At 36.7% G+C, this 20,126-nt stretch carries 16 protein-coding genes and 1 tRNA gene; 14 read left to right on the forward strand and 3 right to left on the reverse strand.

Annotation, left to right across the window (positions count from 1 at the left end; all coding sequences use genetic code 11):
- Positions 1–227 precede the first annotated feature (227 nt).
- Positions 228–298 (reverse strand) — tRNA-Gly (locus U8519_RS00320).
- Positions 299–461: 163 nt separating this feature from the next.
- On the opposite strand from U8519_RS00320, the gene U8519_RS00325 reads away from it, so the two are divergent.
- The 9 genes from U8519_RS00325 (at position 462) to U8519_RS00365 (ending at position 10,951) form a co-directional block, all read left to right on the forward strand.
- Positions 462–935, forward strand: a complete 474-nt coding sequence (locus tag U8519_RS00325; RefSeq protein WP_334328343.1) for a hypothetical protein — start codon at positions 462–464, stop codon at positions 933–935.
- Positions 936–1,165: 230 nt separating this feature from the next.
- Positions 1,166–1,366, forward strand: a complete 201-nt coding sequence (locus tag U8519_RS00330) for a cold-shock protein (RefSeq protein WP_334328344.1) — start codon at positions 1,166–1,168, stop codon at positions 1,364–1,366.
- 565 nt (positions 1,367–1,931) lie between these two features.
- Positions 1,932–3,164, forward strand: coding sequence for an arginine deiminase (gene arcA, locus U8519_RS00335; protein WP_334328345.1), 1,233 nt, complete (start codon positions 1,932–1,934; stop codon positions 3,162–3,164).
- Positions 3,165–3,224: 60 nt separating this feature from the next.
- On the forward strand, positions 3,225–4,262 hold the full coding sequence (gene argF / locus U8519_RS00340) for an ornithine carbamoyltransferase (RefSeq protein WP_334328346.1): 1,038 nt from the start codon (positions 3,225–3,227) through the stop codon (positions 4,260–4,262).
- Between the two features lie 281 nt (positions 4,263–4,543).
- Positions 4,544–5,956, forward strand: a complete 1,413-nt coding sequence (arcD, locus tag U8519_RS00345) for an arginine-ornithine antiporter (RefSeq protein WP_334328347.1) — start codon at positions 4,544–4,546, stop codon at positions 5,954–5,956.
- Between the two features lie 13 nt (positions 5,957–5,969).
- Complete coding sequence (locus U8519_RS00350) at positions 5,970–7,076, forward strand: aminotransferase (RefSeq protein ID WP_334328348.1); 1,107 nt, start codon at positions 5,970–5,972, stop codon at positions 7,074–7,076.
- A 53-nt stretch (positions 7,077–7,129) separates the two neighbouring features.
- Positions 7,130–8,071, forward strand: a complete 942-nt coding sequence (arcC, locus tag U8519_RS00355; RefSeq protein WP_334328349.1) for a carbamate kinase — start codon at positions 7,130–7,132, stop codon at positions 8,069–8,071.
- A gap of 253 nt (positions 8,072–8,324) precedes the next feature.
- Positions 8,325–10,019: an arginine--tRNA ligase gene (argS, locus tag U8519_RS00360; protein ID WP_334328350.1), complete on the forward strand. Its 1,695-nt coding sequence runs from the start codon at positions 8,325–8,327 to the stop codon at positions 10,017–10,019.
- Between the two features lie 11 nt (positions 10,020–10,030).
- A complete protein-coding gene (locus U8519_RS00365; RefSeq protein WP_334328351.1) occupies positions 10,031–10,951 on the forward strand; it encodes a prenyltransferase in 921 nt (306 codons plus the stop codon).
- A 152-nt stretch (positions 10,952–11,103) separates the two neighbouring features.
- Here U8519_RS00365 and U8519_RS00370 read toward each other — a convergent pair whose 3' ends face one another.
- Positions 11,104–11,994: an RluA family pseudouridine synthase gene (locus U8519_RS00370; protein WP_334328352.1), complete on the reverse strand. Its 891-nt coding sequence runs from the start codon at positions 11,992–11,994 to the stop codon at positions 11,104–11,106.
- A gap of 87 nt (positions 11,995–12,081) precedes the next feature.
- On the opposite strand from U8519_RS00370, the gene U8519_RS00375 reads away from it, so the two are divergent.
- The 5 genes from U8519_RS00375 (at position 12,082) to U8519_RS00395 (ending at position 19,157) form a co-directional block, all read left to right on the forward strand.
- On the forward strand, positions 12,082–14,163 hold the full coding sequence (locus tag U8519_RS00375; protein WP_334328353.1) for a PBP1A family penicillin-binding protein: 2,082 nt from the start codon (positions 12,082–12,084) through the stop codon (positions 14,161–14,163).
- A 15-nt stretch (positions 14,164–14,178) separates the two neighbouring features.
- Positions 14,179–14,523 carry a YlbF family regulator gene (locus U8519_RS00380; protein WP_125567535.1) on the forward strand — a complete coding sequence of 115 codons (345 nt, stop codon included), beginning with the start codon at positions 14,179–14,181 and terminating at the stop codon, positions 14,521–14,523.
- Between the two features lie 68 nt (positions 14,524–14,591).
- Positions 14,592–15,770 carry a metallophosphoesterase family protein gene (locus U8519_RS00385; RefSeq protein WP_334328354.1) on the forward strand — a complete coding sequence of 393 codons (1,179 nt, stop codon included), beginning with the start codon at positions 14,592–14,594 and terminating at the stop codon, positions 15,768–15,770.
- Positions 15,771–15,772: 2 nt separating this feature from the next.
- A complete protein-coding gene (locus tag U8519_RS00390; protein ID WP_334328355.1) occupies positions 15,773–18,238 on the forward strand; it encodes an ATP-binding protein in 2,466 nt (821 codons plus the stop codon).
- The gene (locus tag U8519_RS00395; RefSeq protein WP_334328356.1) at positions 18,219–19,157 is read left to right on the forward strand and encodes a 3'-5' exoribonuclease YhaM family protein; all 939 of its coding nucleotides are present in this window, start codon (positions 18,219–18,221) and stop codon (positions 19,155–19,157) included. The genes U8519_RS00390 and U8519_RS00395 overlap by 20 nt, the downstream gene beginning before the upstream one ends.
- A 60-nt stretch (positions 19,158–19,217) precedes the next feature.
- Here the strand turns inward: U8519_RS00395 and U8519_RS00400 are convergent, their stop codons facing one another.
- Positions 19,218–20,117: a peptidylprolyl isomerase PrsA gene (locus U8519_RS00400; RefSeq protein ID WP_334328357.1), complete on the reverse strand. Its 900-nt coding sequence runs from the start codon at positions 20,115–20,117 to the stop codon at positions 19,218–19,220.
- Between the last annotated feature and the right edge of the window lie 9 nt (positions 20,118–20,126).

Consider the following 20,126-nt stretch of genomic DNA (forward strand, 5'->3'; position numbering starts at 1 on the left):
TAAATAATTAAATAGGGCTTTATATCAAATTAATAGTGGTCACGTTTTCAACCTTCCTGTATATTTATTGCTTGTAAGGAAATCTTGATTACACAAATAGCCATCAATCAGCAAATCTTAAGCTGATCGATGGCTATTTACTTACAAAAAAATCCTTCAGGCTAATTGCCGGAAGGACAAGATGTATTTGTTATATTATTAAGTGAACTACTTAAGTGAACTACTTAAGCGAACTACGAGAATCGAACTCGCGACACTAGCTTGGGAAGCTGGCATTTTACCATTAAACTAAGTTCGCATTTATCAACAACTACTAATTATACAACAAAATATTACAGAATGATAAAGATTACTTAAATTTGTTCGATAAAGTTGTAATATAAATTGATTTTTCAGCGTCGTTACCATAGAATCAAGGATGTTAGTATTAATTTAGAAAAGTTTTTCAAGGAGATTGAAATATGAAAAAAGCACTAGTTACATTATTAGCAACTGTTTCGCTAATGGGTGTTGCAACCGTAGCAACTGGTTGTTCAAATTCTAGCACGAGCCAGACTCAACAATATTCTGCAAGTAAGATTACTAAGGCAGAGATCAAGGGTCATGACTATGTTGGTGTAAGTGACAATAACAAGAATGAATACATCACATTCTTCACTGGTAAGGACAATAAGAAGGTTCAATACGTTCGTGTGAATAAAGATGGCTCAAAGAAAACAATTACTAACTTCCAAAAGGCAAAACTTGTTATGAACAAGAAGAATGCTAAGAAATTCAAGATCGATGGTTTCAGAATCATTGCTGAACCTGATTTCGAATGGAACTTCGTTAAAGTTGGCAAGACAACAATCAAATCTCCTGATGGCAAGAAGTGGAAGCTATATCAAGGTAGCCACAAGAAAGCTGTAAAAGAAGTTCAAAGTCACGCTAAATAATTAGCAACATAAATAATCGAAAATACCGAAATTAATCGGTGTTTTACGATTATTTTTTATTTTTTGAAATTTTTAATAGATAATGATTGCTATTATCGAATTTATGCCGTATAGTTAAGACATTGTGTTAGTAGTTAAGTGTAGGTTTCATTTCACATTTATGAATGAATTTCTGAGCTTTACTTTAAATGCAAAAATAAATTGCGCACAGCGCGGAGGTTTCATTCATAATGGAAAACGGAACAGTTAAATGGTTTAATGCAGATAAGGGATTTGGTTTTATTACTCGCGAAGATGGTAGTGATGTATTCGTACATTTCTCAGCTATCCAAGGCGACGGATTCAAGACATTAGACGAAGGCCAACACGTTACTTTTGATGTAGAAGATAGCGATCGTGGACCACAAGCTACAAACGTTGTTAAGAACTAATTAACGTTTTAGAGACAGTCTCCTCAGAGGCTGTTTTTTTTTACCCAATTTTGTGCTTTAAATTTGCTTTAAAAGTTGATACTGGATAAAATGTAAGGGACATATATGATTTCATAAAATGTTTCTTGGAGGGCGATTAAGCATGTTTAAATTTCAAACTAAATTAGGATCATTGATTGGTTCAATAGGCGGCGACATTTTAGGTGAAGTATTCGTTCTACGTGATAAATTAATTAATAACAAAAAATAAAGGAATCTTTCGAATTTTCGGAAGGTTCCTTTTTTTAATCAAACGGCATAGTATAGCAATTTTTTACAAAAATTTATTATTTCTGAAAACGTTTATAAAATTTTGCTGTTGGTTTTGTAAATAAAGAAAATTAAATCTGTCTTAAACACTTTCTAATTTTATGCAATCGTTGTCACTGTTGGCGCTGAATAAGGGGAGGTTAAAATATTAGAAAATAAAAAAATATATGAAAAAGTTGTGAAATCGCTTGCAAAGTCAAACTTAGTATTATATTGTGGTTACTGGTAACGGAATACAAATAAGGAGTGATTTTTTATGACAAAACCAATTCATGTTACATCAGAAATTGGCAAACTAGATGTTGTTATGTTGAAACGTCCCGCTGAGGAAGTTGAAAACATTACACCCGATACAATGCCCCGACTATTGTTCGATGACATCCCATATTTGCCAATTGCTCAAAAAGAGCATGACAATTTCGCCCAAATTTTACGTGATAACGGAACAGAAGTTCTTTATCTAGAAAATTTGGCAGCTGAAGCTATCGATGCCGGAAATGTCAAAAGTGCATTTCTTGACAAAATGCTTGCAGAATCTGGTTACGCAGTAGGTGCTGATCATGACGCATTAAAGGAATACTTGATGAGTCTTGATACACAAGCAATGGTTAATAAATTATTCGCAGGAGTTCGCAGAAACGAAATCGACTTTACCCCGACAGATTTAGTTAGTGCTGCTGAAGATCCTGACTATCCATTCTTCTTGGATCCTATGCCAAACGCATACTTCACACGTGACCCTGCAGCTTCAATCGGTGACGGTTTAAGTATCAACCATATGACATTCGCTGCTAGACAACGTGAATCAATGTTCATGGAAACAATCATTGCACATCATCCACGTTTTGCTAACAAAGGTTTGCACGTATGGCGTGACAGAAACCACACACACCGTATTGAAGGTGGAGATGAACTTGTATTGAGCAATCACGTATTAGCAATTGGTGTTTCACAAAGAACATCAGCAACTGCTATTCAAGATATTGCTAGAAACTTGTTCAACGAAGACAGTGGATTTGATACAGTTATTGCTATCTCAATTCCACATAACCACGCTATGATGCATTTGGATACTGTATTCACAATGATCAATACAGATCAATTTACAGTTCACCCAGGTATTCTTGGCGAAGGTGGCAAGATCGATACATGGACAATCCATCCAGGTAAAGATGGCGACCTAACAATGGAACACAACCAAGATCTAAAGGCTGTTCTTAAGAACGCTCTTGGTCTTGACGACCTAGACTTGATCCCAACAGGTAACGGTGATCCAATCGTTGCTCCTAGAGAACAATGGAATGATGGTTCTAACACATTAGCAATTGCACCTGGTGTCGTTGTTACATATGATAGAAATTACGTATCAAATCAAATGCTAAGACAACACGGCTTAAAGGTATTGGAGACAATATCAAGTGAATTATCACGTGGTCGTGGGGGCCCTCGTTGCATGAGCATGCCATTAGTTCGTGAAGATCTAAAATAATAATAAATTAAAAAATTAACATTCGACTGCACGTATCATGCGGTTTAGGAGGACACTAATTTGGATTATCAAGGAAAAGAAACATCAGTATTTCAAGGCAGAAGCCTTTTAGCAGAAAAATACTTCACACCAGCTGAACTAGAATACTTGATCGACTTCAGTATTCATTTGAAAGCTCTTAAGAAGAAGGGTATTCCTCACAAATACCTAGAAGGTAAGAACATTGCACTTCTATTCGAAAAGAACTCAACACGTACACGTTCAGCCTTTACTACAGCTGCAATTGACTTAGGTGCACACCCAGAATTCTTAGGTGCTAACGATATTCAACTTGGTAAGAAGGAAAGTGTTGAAGATACAGCTATCGTTCTTGGAAGCATGTTTGACGGAATTGAATTTAGAGGATTCAGTCAACAAGTTGTTGAAGATCTTGCTAAGTATTCAGGCGTTCCTGTTTGGAATGGTTTAACTGATGAATGGCATCCAACACAAATGATTGCTGACTTCATGACAATGAAGGAAACATTCGGTACACTTCAAGGCAAGACATTAACATTCGTTGGTGATGGACGTAATAACATGGCTAACAGTTTGTTAGTTACAGGTTCAATGCTTGGTGTAAATATCCACATTGTTGCTCCTAAGGAATTATTCCCAGACGACGACGTTGTTAAAGCTGCTCAAGGATATGCTGACAAGTCAGGAAGCAAGTTCTTGATCACAGACGATATCGACGAAGGTGTCAAAGGCTCAAACGTTATCTATACTGATGTATGGGTATCAATGGGTGAAGAAAGTCAATGGGACGAAAGAATCAAACTTCTAAAACCATATCAAGTAAACATGGATATGATGAAGAAGACTGGCTTACCAGATGATCAAGTAATCTTTATGCACTGCTTACCTGCTTTCCACGATATCACAACTACTTATGGTAAAGATATCAACGCTAAGTATGGTTTAACAGAAATGGAAGTAACAGATGAAGTATTCAGAAGCAAGTATGCTCGTCAATTTGAAGAAGCAGAAAACAGAATGCACTCCATCAAGGCCATTATGGCAGCAACTCTAGGTAACTTGTTCATTCCTAAGGTTTAATTAGTTATTGAAGAAGAGCTAATCTAATGGGTTGGCTCTTTTTTGCTTTAAAACAGAGGGTTAGGGAGCCGGGGGGTTCCCTAACTCACTTGAGATACAGAGTGGAGAGAAAACCAATTTTCAAGACTCATAAGAGAGTGAAACAAAGTAATTAGTCACGGATCATTATTGAGATTAATTGTTGTTTCACATAGTGAAGCGATAGTTTATCGCTATAAATGCAGTGGGCATGCTTTGTGAACTCCTATTCCAATTCTAAAAATTAGAGAGAAATGTATAATATGGAAGAAAAAAAGGGATTATCACTAGGCGCTCTTACAGCTGCCGTAGTTACTAGTTCAATCGGTTCTGGTGTATTTACACTAACTAGCTCTCTAGCAGGAGGGGCTGCACCTGGTCCGGTATTGCTAGCGTGGGTCGTAGTTGGTTTCGGAATAATGATGTTAGCAATGTCATTAAATAATTTGTTGTTAAAAAATCCTGAAGCTGAAGGTATTCATGCCTATGCTCAAGCTGGATTCGGTAATTTCGCCGGATTCGTAAGTGGTTGGGGATATTGGTTAAGTGCCTGGCTAGGTAACGTTGCTTTCGCAACTGTTTTAATGAGTTCGTTAGGATACTTCTTCAAAGTATTCGCTGGTGGACAAAATATTCCATCAATTATTGTAGCAAGTATTGTTTCATGGATTTTGACTTATATCGTTAACCGTGGTGTTGAATCTGCTGCGGCTATGAATGCAATTATTACTATTTGCAAGTTGATTCCTCTATTTGCATTTATCGTAATCGCAATTTTCGTCTTCAAAGGTGGAATGTTCACAGCTCACTTCTGGAGTAATGTTGCTTCTGGTGTTGCTGGTGGCGACAACATTTGGACACAATTCAAATCATGTCTAATGATCATGATGTGGGTTTTCGTTGGTGTTGAAGGTGCAAGTATGCTTTCATCACGTGCTGAAAGTAAGAATGACGCTGGTAAAGCTACTATTATTGGTATTATCAGTTTGTTAGCTATTTACATTTTGGCATCTGTTCTGCCTTATGGTTACATGTCACAAAACGCATTAGCTAAAATTGACCAACCTGCCATGCTTTATATTTTGCAAGACATGGTCGGCAAATGGGGCGGTATCTTTATCGCTGTTGGTTTGATTATTGCTATTTTAGGTTCATGGTTATCATGGACAATGTTACCAGCTGATACAACAATGTTGATGGCTGAAGAAAAATTATTACCTTCATACTTTGGTAAGAAGAATAAGAACGGTGCACCTACATTTTCACTTGTATTGACTGCAGCACTTATTCAAATCTTCCTGTTCATCTTAATATTCTCTGAAGAGGCATATAACTTTGCCTTGTCACTATGTACAGCTGCTATCGTTGTTTGCTATATCTTTGTTGGTTTGTATCAAATCAAGTTCTCATATCAACACAAAGATATGAAACAAATGTGGATCGGTATTTTCGCAGCCGCTTTCCAAATCTTTGCTATTATCCTAGCAGGTGTTCATTTCTTAATGCTTGTATGTATTGGATACATTCCTGGAATTTACTTCTACTATAAGGCAAAGAAAGAATTTGATATTGATGGTGGTAAGTTAACAAAGGCTGAAGTTATTTATTCAATTGTTCTTGTTATCCTTGCTGTCGCAAGTATCATTATGGTCGCAACTGGATCAATTTCTATCTAGGAGAGTGTAGAGCATGAAAATACCTGAATTTGGCGTTGAAGGTTGGCTAAATGTTCACGAACGTGAAGCCAAATATGACCTTGCACAAAGTACGATCACATCATTTTCAATGAATGAATTAGTTAAATTAGCTGATTCTGATGTTTATGGTGAATTGGATCAACAAAAAATGAATTACGGTTGGATCGAAGGATCACCAACCTTTAAAAAAGAAGTAAGTAAGTTATACAAGAACGTTGATCCCGACAACGTTTTGCAAACAAACGGTGCTACTGGAGCCAATATGCTGGCTATCTATTCATTGATCGAGCCTGGAGATCACGTAATCAGTGTTTATCCAAGCTATCAACAACTTTATGACATTCCTAAGTCACTAGGTGCTGATGTCAGCTTCTGGAAGTTACGTGAAGAGAATAATTGGTATCCAGACATCGAAGAATTGAAGCAAATGATTCGTCCTAATACTAAGATGATCTGTATCAACAATGCTAATAACCCAACTGGAACAATTTTGGACCGTAAGTTTATGGAACAAGTTGTTGAAGTTGCCAAAACTGTTGGTGCTTATGTCTTGGTGGATGAAGTTTATCTTCCATTTGACGATTCAGTTGATTTTGCTCCAATCATTGACTTGTATGACAAGGGTATTTCAACTAATTCATTATCAAAGACATATTCAATGCCTGGTATTCGTGTTGGTTGGACAGCAACTAATGCTGAATTAGCTGATATATTCAGAAAATATCGTGATTACACGATGATTTGTTCAGGTGTCTTCAGTGATCAAGCTGCTTGTCTAGTGTTGCAAAATAGAGACAAGGTTCTTGCTCGTAACAAGAAGATCGTGCTTGATAACTTGAAGATATTCAAGGAATGGGTCGAGAACACACCTAAGGTTAGCTGTGTCTTCCCTAATGGTGTTTCAACATCATTTATTAAGATGGATACAAAGAAGTCTAGTATCGACTTTTGTCGCGATCTATTGAAGGATACTGGTGTGCTATTAGTGCCTGGTGAAGCCTTCGATGTTCCCGGTCATGCTAGATTAGGTTATTGTGCACCAACAGAAACCCTTAAGAAGGGGCTAGAAGTTTTAGGAGACTACCTAGAAAAAAATTAAGAGCGAAAACTCTATCATAAAAAATCAATTAATTTCTGAGGAGAGATTTTATAATGACAAAAGAACGTATAGTAGTTGCATTGGGTGGAAATGCCATTTTGAGTTCAGATGCTAGTGCTGAAGCACAACAAGCAGCTGTTAAGAGAACTTGTGAATCATTAGTAGAATTCGTTAAGAATGGTCAAGAATTGATCATTACTCATGGTAACGGCCCACAAGTTGGTAACTTGTTGCTACAACAAGCTGCTGCTGACAGCGAAAAGAATCCTGCACTTCCACTTGACACATGTGGTGCCATGACAGAAGGTAGCATTGGTTACTGGTTCCAAAATGCTATGAAGGAAGTTATGCTTAAGAACGGTATCGACAAACAAGTTGTTACATTGATCACACAAACAATCGTTGACAAGAACGATCCAGCTTTTGATGATCCTTCAAAGCCAATCGGTCCTTTCTACAAAGAAGAAGAAGTTGAACAACTTAAGAAAGATCATCCAGACTGGAGCATTATTGAAGATGCTGGTCGTGGATACAGACGTGTTGTTCCATCACCAAAGCCTGTTGAAATTAACGAATACCCAGCAATCAAAGCTATTGCTGAAGCAGGTGTAATTCCTATCGTTGCCGGTGGTGGTGGTATCCCCGTTGTTAAAGACGGAGACCAATTGATCGGTAAAGAAGCCGTTATTGATAAAGACTTCGGTGCATCAAAGATCGCTCAACTTGTTAATGCTGATAAGTTGATCATCCTTACATCCGTTGGTGGTGTATTCTACAACTTTGGTAAACCTAACCAAGAAGAAATCTTTGACGTTACTTCTGATGAAGTACAAGAACATATCGACCGTAACGAATTTGCTAAGGGTAGCATGATGCCTAAGGTTAAGGCTGCTGTTAGCTTCGTAAACGCAACTGGCAAACCAGCTGTTATCGGTGCTCTTGAAGATGTTAAAGAAATCATCGCCGGAGACAAGGGAACTGTTATTCACAAATAAGTATTGTTATTGTGAAAATAATGTGCTACCATATTTGTGCAAAAGAAGGAATAATTAGTCGGTAGATTCTAAGCGAGATCAGATGTTGGTGAGAGCTGATCGATTCGATGATTAAGTCGCACTTTCTTTACAACTAAATAAGTAAATTAATGAGTGGATATTAATCAATTAGAGTGGTACCGCGGGAAATCTCGTCTCTTTCAATAAAGTAGTTTATTGAAAGAGGCGTTTTTTTTATCCAGAGGAGGAAAATATGGATTCAAAGAAATTAGTAGTTGATACATTGCTTAAAGTTCTACCTGATGAAATTACAGAAGAACAGGTACAAAAATTAATCGAAAAACCTAAGACATCAGATTTAGGTGATTATGCCTTTCCAACATTTATCTTAGCTAAGTCATTACACAAAGCTCCAAACATGATTGCTGAAGATTTAGTTGGTAAGATCGATCAAAATGGATTTGAAAAGGTAGTTAATACAGGTGCATATATTAACTTCTTCTTGGATAAGAACGAGTTTTCAAATAATGTATTACATGCTGTTATCAACGATAAGGCTGACTATGGTAATCAAGACGAAGGTAAGGGCAGAAATGTTCCTATCGATATGTCATCACCTAATATTGCCAAACCTATGTCAATGGGTCACTTACGTTCAACAGTTATTGGTAACTCTGTTGCTAAAATCGAAAAGAAATTAAATTATCAACCAGTTAAGATCAATCACTTGGGTGACTGGGGTACACAATTCGGTAAGTTGATCGTTGGTTACAAGATGTGGGGATCTGAAAAAGACGTTGAGGCAGACCCAATCAACAACTTATTGAAGTATTACGTACGTTTCCATAAAGAAGCTGAGGACAAGCCAGAATTAGACGACGAGGCACGTGCTTGGTTCAAGAAGATGGAAGACGGTGATGAAGAAGCTCTTAAGTTATGGGCATGGTTCAAGGAATTGTCACTTAAAGAATTCAACCGTATCTATGATCGTTTAGGCGTTACTTTCGATCATTACACTGGTGAATCATTCTATAACGACAAGATGGACGCCATCGTTGATACATTAAGAGAAAAAGGCTTACTACAAGAGAGTCGTGGTGCTGAAATCGTTGATCTTTCTGATCACGATCTATCACCTGCTTTGATCAGAAAAACTGATGGTGCAACATTGTACATCACTCGTGATCTAGCTGCTGCTAAATATCGTAAAGATACATTTGACTTTGTTAAGTCACTATACGTTGTTGGTAGTGAACAAAGTGAACATTTCAAGAAACTTAAACTTGTATTGAAGAAAATGGGTTATGACTGGTCAGACGATATTACACATATCGAATTCGGACTTATCACAACTGGTGGTAAGAAACTTTCAACTCGTGCCGGAAGAGTTATCTTGCTTGAAGATGTTCTACAAGACGCAGTTGACTTAGCTAAGAAACAAATCAACGAAAAGAACCCTGATCTTAAGAATAAAGACGAAGTCGCTGAAGCAGTCGGTGTCGGCGCGGTAATCTTCCATGATCTTAAGAATGAGAGACGTGACAGCTTTGATTTCAATCTTGAAGAAGTTGTACGTTTCGAAGGTGAAACTGGCCCATACGTTCAATATACGAATGCTCGTGCATTGAGTATCTTGAGAAAAGCTGGCGATGTTGATTATGCAGATGCAGACAATATGTCACTAGATGATCCAGAAGCATGGGATACAATCAAGTTACTACAAGAGTTCCCAGAAGTTATCAAACGTGCTGGACGTATCTATGAGCCATCTGTAATCGCTAAGTATTCATTGAAGCTTGCTAAGAGCTTTAACCAATACTATGCACACAGCAAGATTCTTAATGAAGATGCTGGATTGAAGGCAAGATTAGCTCTTGTTAAATCAGTAACAACAGTACTTCAAGAATCACTAGACTTATTAGGTGTCAAAGCACCAGAAGAAATGTAAGGTAAGGTAACTTGAATCGAAAACTATTTGTTGAATTATCAGAAATAAAAACTACAGTTCTCGATCTTGCGTGGTTTATCCTTGTTATAAGTTATTCATATTTAAAGTTTAATACCTATGATCTCATCAACGGTATTTTGGGATTTATTACAGTTATATTTGTTCATATAATTATTAATTTTCATAATAATTATATGGATTATAAAAACTCGAAAGATTTGGAATATCGCCAAAAAATCAGTACTATCGGTATTAATCGTGAGTCACTGGCAATAGTCAAAAAATGGATGTACGGTTTGACCATTTTTCCATTATTAATTGGAGCTTTCTTAGTATATAGAACCGGATGGCCGATCTTGGTGATCGGGGTCATCTGTATTGGTATCGGGTTACTATATTCGGGAGGTCCAAAACCACTCAATTCAACAATGGTTGGAGAAGCAGTGGTGGCTATTGCCATATCCATTCTGATTCCATTAACTTATTCTTACTTAGGATTAGTTGGGACTGGAAACTTTGATTCTAGTTCGGCGATCGATATTGTAATTGTTTGCTTGCCAAACACATTTGCAATGTTTGCCGCACAGTTGTGTAACAACACTTGTGATTTAGAATCGGACATAAAAAATGGCCGTCATACGTTGGTTTACCACATTGGAAAAACTAATGCATTGAGTTTGTTTAAAGCAAGTTGGGCTTTGACATTTCTGTTGATTCCTATCTTAGCTTTGTTACAAGTAGTACCTTACATTACGCTGTTAGCGTTACTACTATATCCCATGATTTGGGATAAGTTCCATCCTTATCTGAAGGTGCAAGTCAAAACGCAGACTTATCCTTTAGTTATCCAAGCTGTAACTCAACTAGTTCTAGCATATGTATTTTTAATTGCTGTCGGGGCGATTATTGATAAAATTGTGTCATTACTTTAGTTACAACTCCTCAGAAAGAGTCCTAAAAAATCACTCCTAAAACTTCTTTCTGAAATAAACAAAAAAAGAAGTCAACTGATCTGTCGGGGATCGGTTGGCTTCTTTTAGTTTGTCAGAAAGTGTAAAAAATCACTCCTAAAACTTCTCATCGCTCAAAATTCGTTGGTTATGAAGTCGATCATAAAGTCGGGGAGATCGGCTTCGACCGTTTGAACATCGTCTGAAAATGGCGTAATAAAAATTAATTCATGAGCGAACAACAATAGATTACCATTTTTTTGCTCAGGATTGTAGAGCAAATCGTTAACTATTGGCCATTTTTTGTAACTTAAATGAACTCTTAGTTGGTGAGTACGACCTGTTAATAGGTTTAGTCGTAATAAAGCATATTTTTTATTTTGTTTTATGACATTGTATTTAGTTATGGCATTTTGGCCATCTTGTCGGACCATACGTTTTCGTTTGTCATTTGGGTCTGCCCCAATGGGTAAATCAATTGTTCCAGAATTTTCCAAAATAGGCTGATTGAGTTTAACAATGGCAAGATATTCACGATGCAATACTTTGCTACTTAATTCACGATCTAGAATGGGAACTAAATAAGGTGTCTTAGAGATCAGCATCAAACCACTTGTATCCATATCAATGCGGTGAACCATGTAGGGATGGTTTTGTGGCGCTAAGTATGATTCAACGTCATTCATTAGGGAATCATCTTCCGTAGGTAAATTCGGATGAGACTTTATTCCGGCACGTTTATTAACGACAATAATATCCTTGTCTTCATAACAAACATCAATGGATCTATGACCAGGTAAGTAAGTTTGATTTTGTGATCTGGGTAAAAAATTAAAATTCAAAGTTATTATGTCATTATTTTTGACGATCGTATTGAAGGGATGATATTTTCCATTGATCAAAACATCTTCTTGAACTCTAAAAAAATGCTGCCATTTTTTGGGAATTAGCCATTTTTTTAACAATTCTCGAATTGTAATATTTTGATTATCTTGGTTCAAATACTTGATTTGACGGCGATACATTGCTTAACGTCTCCTTAAGTTTGTTATTGTATTTCAAAAACATACCAATAATGTGATAAAATTTATCTTTATAGCAGAGGTATAACAATGAATAATAATAATGGTTTTTGGGATTGGTTAAAACCAAAATTACAAATTGCTTGGGCTTTTATTAGGAAATATTGGCGAAGGTTCCAACTGACACGTTGGTTGATCTTGCTTTTCCTAACGCTAGTTTTAGTTTTAAGTACTTTTTGGACTTATCAAGCTAAGACGGCAAATGTTGAGGATCTTAAGTCTTCACTGCAGACTAAAACTACAGTGCTAGATAAGGATAATGATGATGCTGGTGAATTATACGCCAGTAAGGGAACATATGTAAGTTTAGATAAAATATCGGAAAATATCCAGAATGCAGTTATTTCAACTGAAGATAGAACTTTCTGGACAAATCCAGGTTTCAGTATCAAAGGTTATGCCAGATCGGCTTTGGGATACTTGTTATATCACCATATTACCGGTGGTGGTAGTACTTTGACACAACAATTAGCTAAGAATGCGTTATTGACTCAGAAACAAACGCTATGGCGTAAAGGAGAGGAATTGTTCCTCTCAATTGAGATCAACCGAGTTTATTCAAAGAAAACTATTTTGACGATGTACTTGAATAATGCGTATTTTGGTAATGGTGTCTGGGGTGTTCAAGACGCTTCAGAGAGATACTTTGGTAAGAGTGCCAGTGAATTGAACGCTGGGGAAGCAGCCGTATTGGCAGGTACTCTTAAAGGTTCTACAATGTATAATCCAATCGATAATATGGATAATGCCGTTTCACGCCGTAATCTAGTCTTGGGCTTGATGGTTGACAATAATAAGTTAACTTCATCACAAGCAAGTTATTACAAGAATCAGCCTATTACTTTGAGTAATAATTATGATGGTGGTAACTCATATAAATATCCTTACTTCTTTGATGCTGTGATCGCTGAAGCAGTTAATAAGTACGGTATCAGTGAAGACGATATATTGAATAAGGGATATAAGATTTATACAACTCTAGATCAGAACATTCAAAAATCAATGGAAAATTCATTCGACAATAATTACTTGTTCCCAAGTAATGCAACGGATGGAACAGCGGTTCAAGGAGCGTCAGTGGCAGTTAATCCAGCAAATGGCGGTGTCTTAGCTGTTGTTGGTGGTCGTGGTGAGCATACCTTTAGAGGATTCAATCGTGCCACACAAATGACTCGTCAACCAGGTTCGACTATTAAGCCATTAGCTGTTTACACACCGGCTATTGAGAACGGTTATAGTTATGATTCTGAATTACCGGATCAAGTTACAAGTTTTGGTAAGAATAAGTATACGCCAACGAATGCCGATGGATTGTATCAGGATGAAATACCAATATATAAGGCATTGGCACAAAGTGAGAACGTTCCAGCAGTTGCTTTGTTAGACAAGATCGGTGTCAAAAAAGGTGTTTCATCAGTTGAAAACTTCGGTATCAAAGTTCATAAGAATGATCAGAACTTGGCTCTAGCCCTTGGTGGTTTGGAGACTGGCGTTTCACCATTACAAATGGCACGTGCATATACTGCATTCGCTAATGAAGGTAAGTTATCAGAGACACACTTTATTAGAAAAATCGTAGACTCAACAGGAACTGTAGTCGTTGATAATACAAGTAATTCTACTAAACAGATTATTAGTAAAGACACGGCAAAAGAAATGACAAGTATGATGTTAGGAGTTTATAACGAAGGTACTGGTAAATCTGCCAAGCCTAGCGGCTATAAGATTGCCGGTAAGACTGGTAGTACCGAAGTGCCAAGCTCTTATGGCTATGCTGGTACGAAGGATCAGTGGATGATCGGTTATACTCCTGATATAGTTGTTGCCAGTTGGATCGGGTTTGATAAGACTGACAAGAATCATTTCTTGTATGGTGTGAGTGAAAACGGTGTGGCATCGTTATTTAAGAATGAAATGAGCAACATATTACCATACACAGATCAGACTGATTTTGGCGTTAAAGATGCCGCTACGATTGCTAATGAAGATAATGACAATGATAATAGCAGTGGCAGCAATGACATTGTTAAATCTTTCCAAGATGGTGTAAATAACATTAAAGACAAGGCTTCAGAATGGTATAATGATGTTAAGAATTTTTTTGGTCAGTAGGAGGACTGTGACTGTATGAATATTTATGATAGCGCCAACCAACTAGAACAAGATTTGAGAAAGACAACAGAAGTAGCTGATCTCAAGCTTGCTTTTGAAGCTGTTAAGGCAAATGATTTGGCTTTCAAACTTTTTGATAAAGTACAAAACAAACAATTTGAACTTCAACAAAAACAAATGCAAGGTCAAGAAATCACTGATGACGATATCGAAGGAATGCGTCAATTGACAGATCAACTTCAAAATTATGATGAAATCAAAAACTTGATGGATAAAGAACAAAAAATGAATTCTATGATGGAAGAATTGAACAAAATCATTTCTAAACCAATCGCAGAAATCTATCAAGATAACAAATAAGTATTAATTACTAGAAAAGGAGCTGAGACAGTTAATGTCCCGGCTCCTTTTTGTAAAGAGGAGAACGAATGAAATTTATACATGCGGCTGACCTGCATTTGGATACACCATTTGTTAGTATTAACAATTTTTCTAATTCCTTACAAGAAGAGTTGAAAAAATCTACTTATACCGCGGCGGATAAGGTATTTGATACGGCAATTGAAGCAGAGGTGGATTTTGTAATACTGGCGGGAGACACTTTTGATAATACTGAGAGAACCTTGTCAGCTCAAACATACTTAAGAGATCAATTTTCAAGGCTTGCTAGTCACAATATTAGAGTTTATATGGTCTATGGAAATCATGATTATTATCGTAATGATTTTTCAGTTATAGGTTTTCCAGATAATGTCACTGTTTTTAATGACGATATCTCTACAGCTCAACTGAAAACTAAAGACGGACAGACTGTTGGTATAACGGGTTTTAGTTATTATCAGAATCATATTAGTGACGATATGGTTGCCAAATATCCAAGTAGAGGTTCGTTTGATTATCAAATTGGAATTTTGCATGCGGGAATTGGTGATCAGAATTACGCACCATTCACCGTCAATGAGTTGTTGACCAAAGGCTATGATTATTGGGCGCTAGGTCATATTCATAAGCGTGAGGTTTTGCATCAGAATCCAATGGTTGTATATTCTGGCGATACGCAGGGACGTAATCAGAATGAATTAGGAACTAAAGGATTCTATTTGGTATCAGCAAAAAATGGTATCACTCAAAGTGAGTTCGTACCTAGTTCGGTCTATGTCTGGGAAGATTCACGAATTGCTGCAATCAAAGGTGATACGATGAATGATTTGTTCACTAAGATAACTGATGTTTTAGATTCATATCGTCAGAGTAGTGAGAAGTTCTTAGTTACTTTGACGATCAATGATGCTCAGAATCTCAATGAAGAAGTCGTGAAGGCTCTTGATAGGGGCGAAGTTCTGGAACATTTTTCCAAAAATAATTTTAATGCAATACTTTATAAGATATACTCCAAATACAATCGTGATGCCAAACTGGTTGAAATAGATCAGAAATACTGGGATGAAAGTGAAAGCTCAATATTTAATTTGGATGATATTAAGGATCTGGATAGCAGATTGTTCGGTGAGCAAGTTATTCGAGATCACATTAATGATCCAGCTTTCATAAGTCACATTAAAGAATTAACTAAAAATACTATTAACAAAAAATACATCGGAGACTGATTTTGAAATTAACTAGAGTTAAGATATATGGCTTCGGTAAGTGGTCCGATGTCGAATGGAATTTAAAAGAAGATTATCAAATAATATATGGTCATAATGAAGCTGGGAAAACTACCTTATTGACCTTTATTAAAAGTATATTATTTGGTTTTGCGTCAGCACGTGGGGATGAAAAATTTCAACAGTACAAACCTAAGAATGGTGGTAATTATGGAGGTGAACTGCAATTTGTTGACCAAGACAAGGTACTCTGGACTTTGCGCCGTGTTGATGGCAAGAATGGTGGGGACGTTACCTTATTTAGAAATGATAAAGAAGTACCAGCATCGTTGATCACCAGAATAACTGGCGGCTTCTCTAAGGAAGACTTCGAAAGCAGTCATGTCTTGAATGATAAGAACATTATCTCGATTTACGGACTAAATGAAGAACAACTGGAAACCGAAATAATGGCCGTAGGAGCCGTTGGCAGTAAAGAATGGCTAGTTAGTGCTGATAAATTAGAACAAGCTAGTGAGAGCCTGTATAAGGCACGTGGACGCAAGCAACCGCTGGCTGAGAGTATCGAAAAACACGATAGGCTCTTGAAACGTAAATCGGAGTTTGATAATCAGCAAGTAGCTTACAGTAATATTAATTTGGAATTAAAAAAAGCTCAGGATCAATATCAGAATAATATTCAACAAGAACGTACGTTGTCAAAGCAGCGTGATGAACTATCAAATTTGAATGACAAGTGGCCTAGGTTCGTCTCGTATCGAGATTTGTCACAGGTTGATGTGAGTTTGAACAATATTATTGCTCGTGAAGACTGGGAACGTAGTTTAAAGATCGACCAAGAATTGAAGACATTGAGGCAAAATACTGTGAGTTTTGATTCAAGTATTTTAACTGATGAAGAGCAGGGTATTCTAAATTACTATCAAAGTCACAAAGATGGATTAGATTATTTAAATTCAAAAAAAGACGTCATTCGTGATTTACAATTTCAAAAAAAGACTGTTAATCAACGCTTGAATGATAATGATATTAAAATTGATAGTCTGCATGCTTCTAATCGTGATTTCAGCGATGCAATGCAGCCGCTGACTGATGAAGAATTGCGCCAGTTGACCCAGCCCAAACCAGAAACAGTTACTACTCAGAATTTAAACTGGCCAGTAATCGGAGTGTCTATCGTTGCACTTGTTTTAGCAACATTGATGTCCGGTCCTTTGAGAATCGGAGCCGGATTAGTTTTTGTAGCGGGAATATTGTACGCTTGGCATCAACAACAAGATTCTGCTCGAAACTCGTCAAGTACGCCTCAGACAATGACTTCATTCATTGATGATAAAGGTTATCGAGGCCTATCGATTGATAGAATCCAAGCTTTGCAGACGGTTATACATAAGTTAGATGAGCTGCGTTCAGAACAAAATGGCTTGGAGTCAAAACTCCAAAGTGTTAATGAGAATCTATCGCAGTGGCAAGCAAAAATAAATGATCTGCAATTGTTGAATGATCCCGATGATCTGGCAAGTAACATTGAAAGATATTTTTCCAAAATAAATGCGCTACTCACTAAACAATCGTTAATTGAAAAGAATAATTTGGATAATAAAAAGTCTCAACAAGCGAGCTATACTAAAATAGCTCAGTTAGAAGAGACTCTTAATGAAACTTTGTCTAAGTACGCGGTTGATTCGATGGATGAATTTATGAAACTACACAGTGAACAGTTACAGAAAGAAGGTATCGTCAACAAAATTGAACAAGATAAATCTATTTTGGGTGACGATATTCATGCTCTGGAGCAATTTACTGATTCAGATGAATTACGATCACGACTCGAACAAGTTAGTCGTCAGCTAAGTTCATTGTACAAGCAAAACGATGAATTGAATCGTCAGATGGGGTCGATCAAAACTAAGAGACAGCAGATTTTTGATAATGATGAATATCAGCGAGTAACTGATGAATTAGCTCAAAATGAGCTTGATATGGTCGAACTTTATGACCAATGGTTAGCTGACAAACTTGCCAGCAAATGGATTCATTCTATGTTGGATCTGGCTACTGAAAACCGTTATCCTAAGATGTTGAAACGTGCGGAGCATTATTTTGAGTTATTAACTGATGGCCATTACATCGGTATTTTGTTTGATAAAAATAATCTTCAATTGACGCGCAAAGACAAAATGAAATTCGATGTTCATGAATTATCAAAGGCGACAACAGTGCAACTATATATTTCCCTGAGATTGGCATTCGTAATAGAAATTTCAGATTTGATCGATTTACCAATATTAATTGACGATGCCTTCGTAGATTTTGATAAAATAAGAACAAGTAGTATTTTTGAATTAATTAAAGAAGTTGCTGAAGAGAATCAAATTATCTATGTTACAGCCAACTTGAATTCAGATTTACCAAAGGAACATGTTATTAATTTGGAGGAGGTAAACAATGGCTCAAAAGATTATTGATTATAAGAATGGCGACGCAATGAGTTTGGAAGCTGTTATTAAGAAGTCAGACTTTCGCTTGGCCAAAAATGGAAAAAACTTTTTGTCGTTAGTTTTTGAAGATAAGTCAGGTCAAATTCCTGGTAAATATTGGGATGCTAAAGAGATTGATGCTGAGACTTATAAGGTCGGTACAGTTGTTCAATTGGATGGTAAGAGGGATGTTTATCAAGGCAAGCCTCAAGTTATTATTAACCGATTAGGCGTACTCGATGCATCTACCGTAGATATGTCACAATTTGTTCAAACGGCACCGATCAAACGTGTTGATATGGAAAACGAGTTTGAAGATATATTTTTGGAAATAACTAACGGTGCATGGAACAGAATAGTTAGATATTTATTTAAGAAGTATCACGATAGATTCTTTACTAGTGCTGCTGCAAAGAGTAATCATCACGATTTTCAAGGTGGTTTAGCTTATCATACTTTGAGTATGGTTCGTTTAGCCCAGAAGATATCTGATCAGTATCCGCAAATAAATCGTGCCTTGTTGATCGCTGGTGCATGTCTACATGACTTAGGTAAAACGATTGAATTGTCGGGTAGCTTAGACATCGAATATACATTCGAGGGTAATATGTTAGGACACATCACGATCATCGATGAGGAAATCGTAAAGGCTGCCCAAGATATGAATATTAATCTAGAATCAGAAGATATGATCTTGCTGAGACATATGGTTCTGTCACATCACGGATTATTGGAATACGGTTCTCCTGAACGTCCTAAGCTGTTAGAGGCTGAGGTACTACACAATATCGATGAGATGGATGCTGGGATCAACATGATAACTAAGGCATTAGATAAGACCGAAAAGGGTAAGTTCTCAGAGCGGATCTTCGGTTTGGATAATCGTTCATTCTATAAGCACAGTTAAAACAGGTCAAAAAAAAAGAGGTCGATTTTTATAAATCGATCTCTTTTTGTATGTACTTAATTATTTTTTAGAAGAGCTTGATGAAACGTATCCTGAAAGAACATCTTTCAAATCGCTATCCTTAATAGATACATCTGACTTCTTCAATACCTTAGAAATAACCTTTTGCATTACTGTTGAATCTTGCATCCAACTAGCGTAGATCTTAGATTTAAGTTCTGCAGTATGGTCACTCATCTTACCCTTAGAAGGTTTCTTATCAAGTTTGATGATGCTGTAACCGTAGCTAGTCTTAACTGGTTCTGATGTGTAGTCGCCAACTTTTTCAAGTTTGTATGCGGCTGTCTTGAAGTCTGAGTCAACGCTTGTACTATCGTTGTCAAAGGCGTCCATCTTACCACCATTGTTCTTTGTAGCTGTATCTGTAGAATACTTCTTAGCAAGTTTGGCGAAATCTTCACCATTTTGAAGTTTTTGAATAACTTTTGTAGCTGTAGATTTCTTAGCAACTAAGATTTGAGAAACAGTGATCTTAGGTTGATATGATTTCCATTCTTTCTTAAGTTGAGCATTTGTAACGGTCTTGTTCTTCTTCAAAGCAACCTTTGTAAGAAGGTTAGTACGAATGTTCTTCTTGAATTGAGCAGTTGTCATACCGTTTTGGGAAAGAATAGAACTGAATGAAGAACCATATTGGCTCTTGTACTTGTTGTATTCCTTGTTGACTTGCTTAGTAGAAACATCTTTACCATATTGGTTTTCTAGAGCTTTGGTAATGATCATAGTTTGAAGTGTTTGCTTACCAGATGAAGAACTCTTCATTTCCTTGTAGTATTCTTCTTCGGTAATTCTTCCACCCTTTAATGTAGCAACGGTTTTATTACCAGAACAACCAGCAACAACTGTTACCATCAATAGGCCAGCTAGAGCTAAGACCCATTTTGTCAAACGTTTGTTCATCCTTTACAC

This window comes from Companilactobacillus sp. HBUAS59699 (assembly GCF_036913575.1).
GTDB lineage: Bacteria > Bacillota > Bacilli > Lactobacillales > Lactobacillaceae > Companilactobacillus.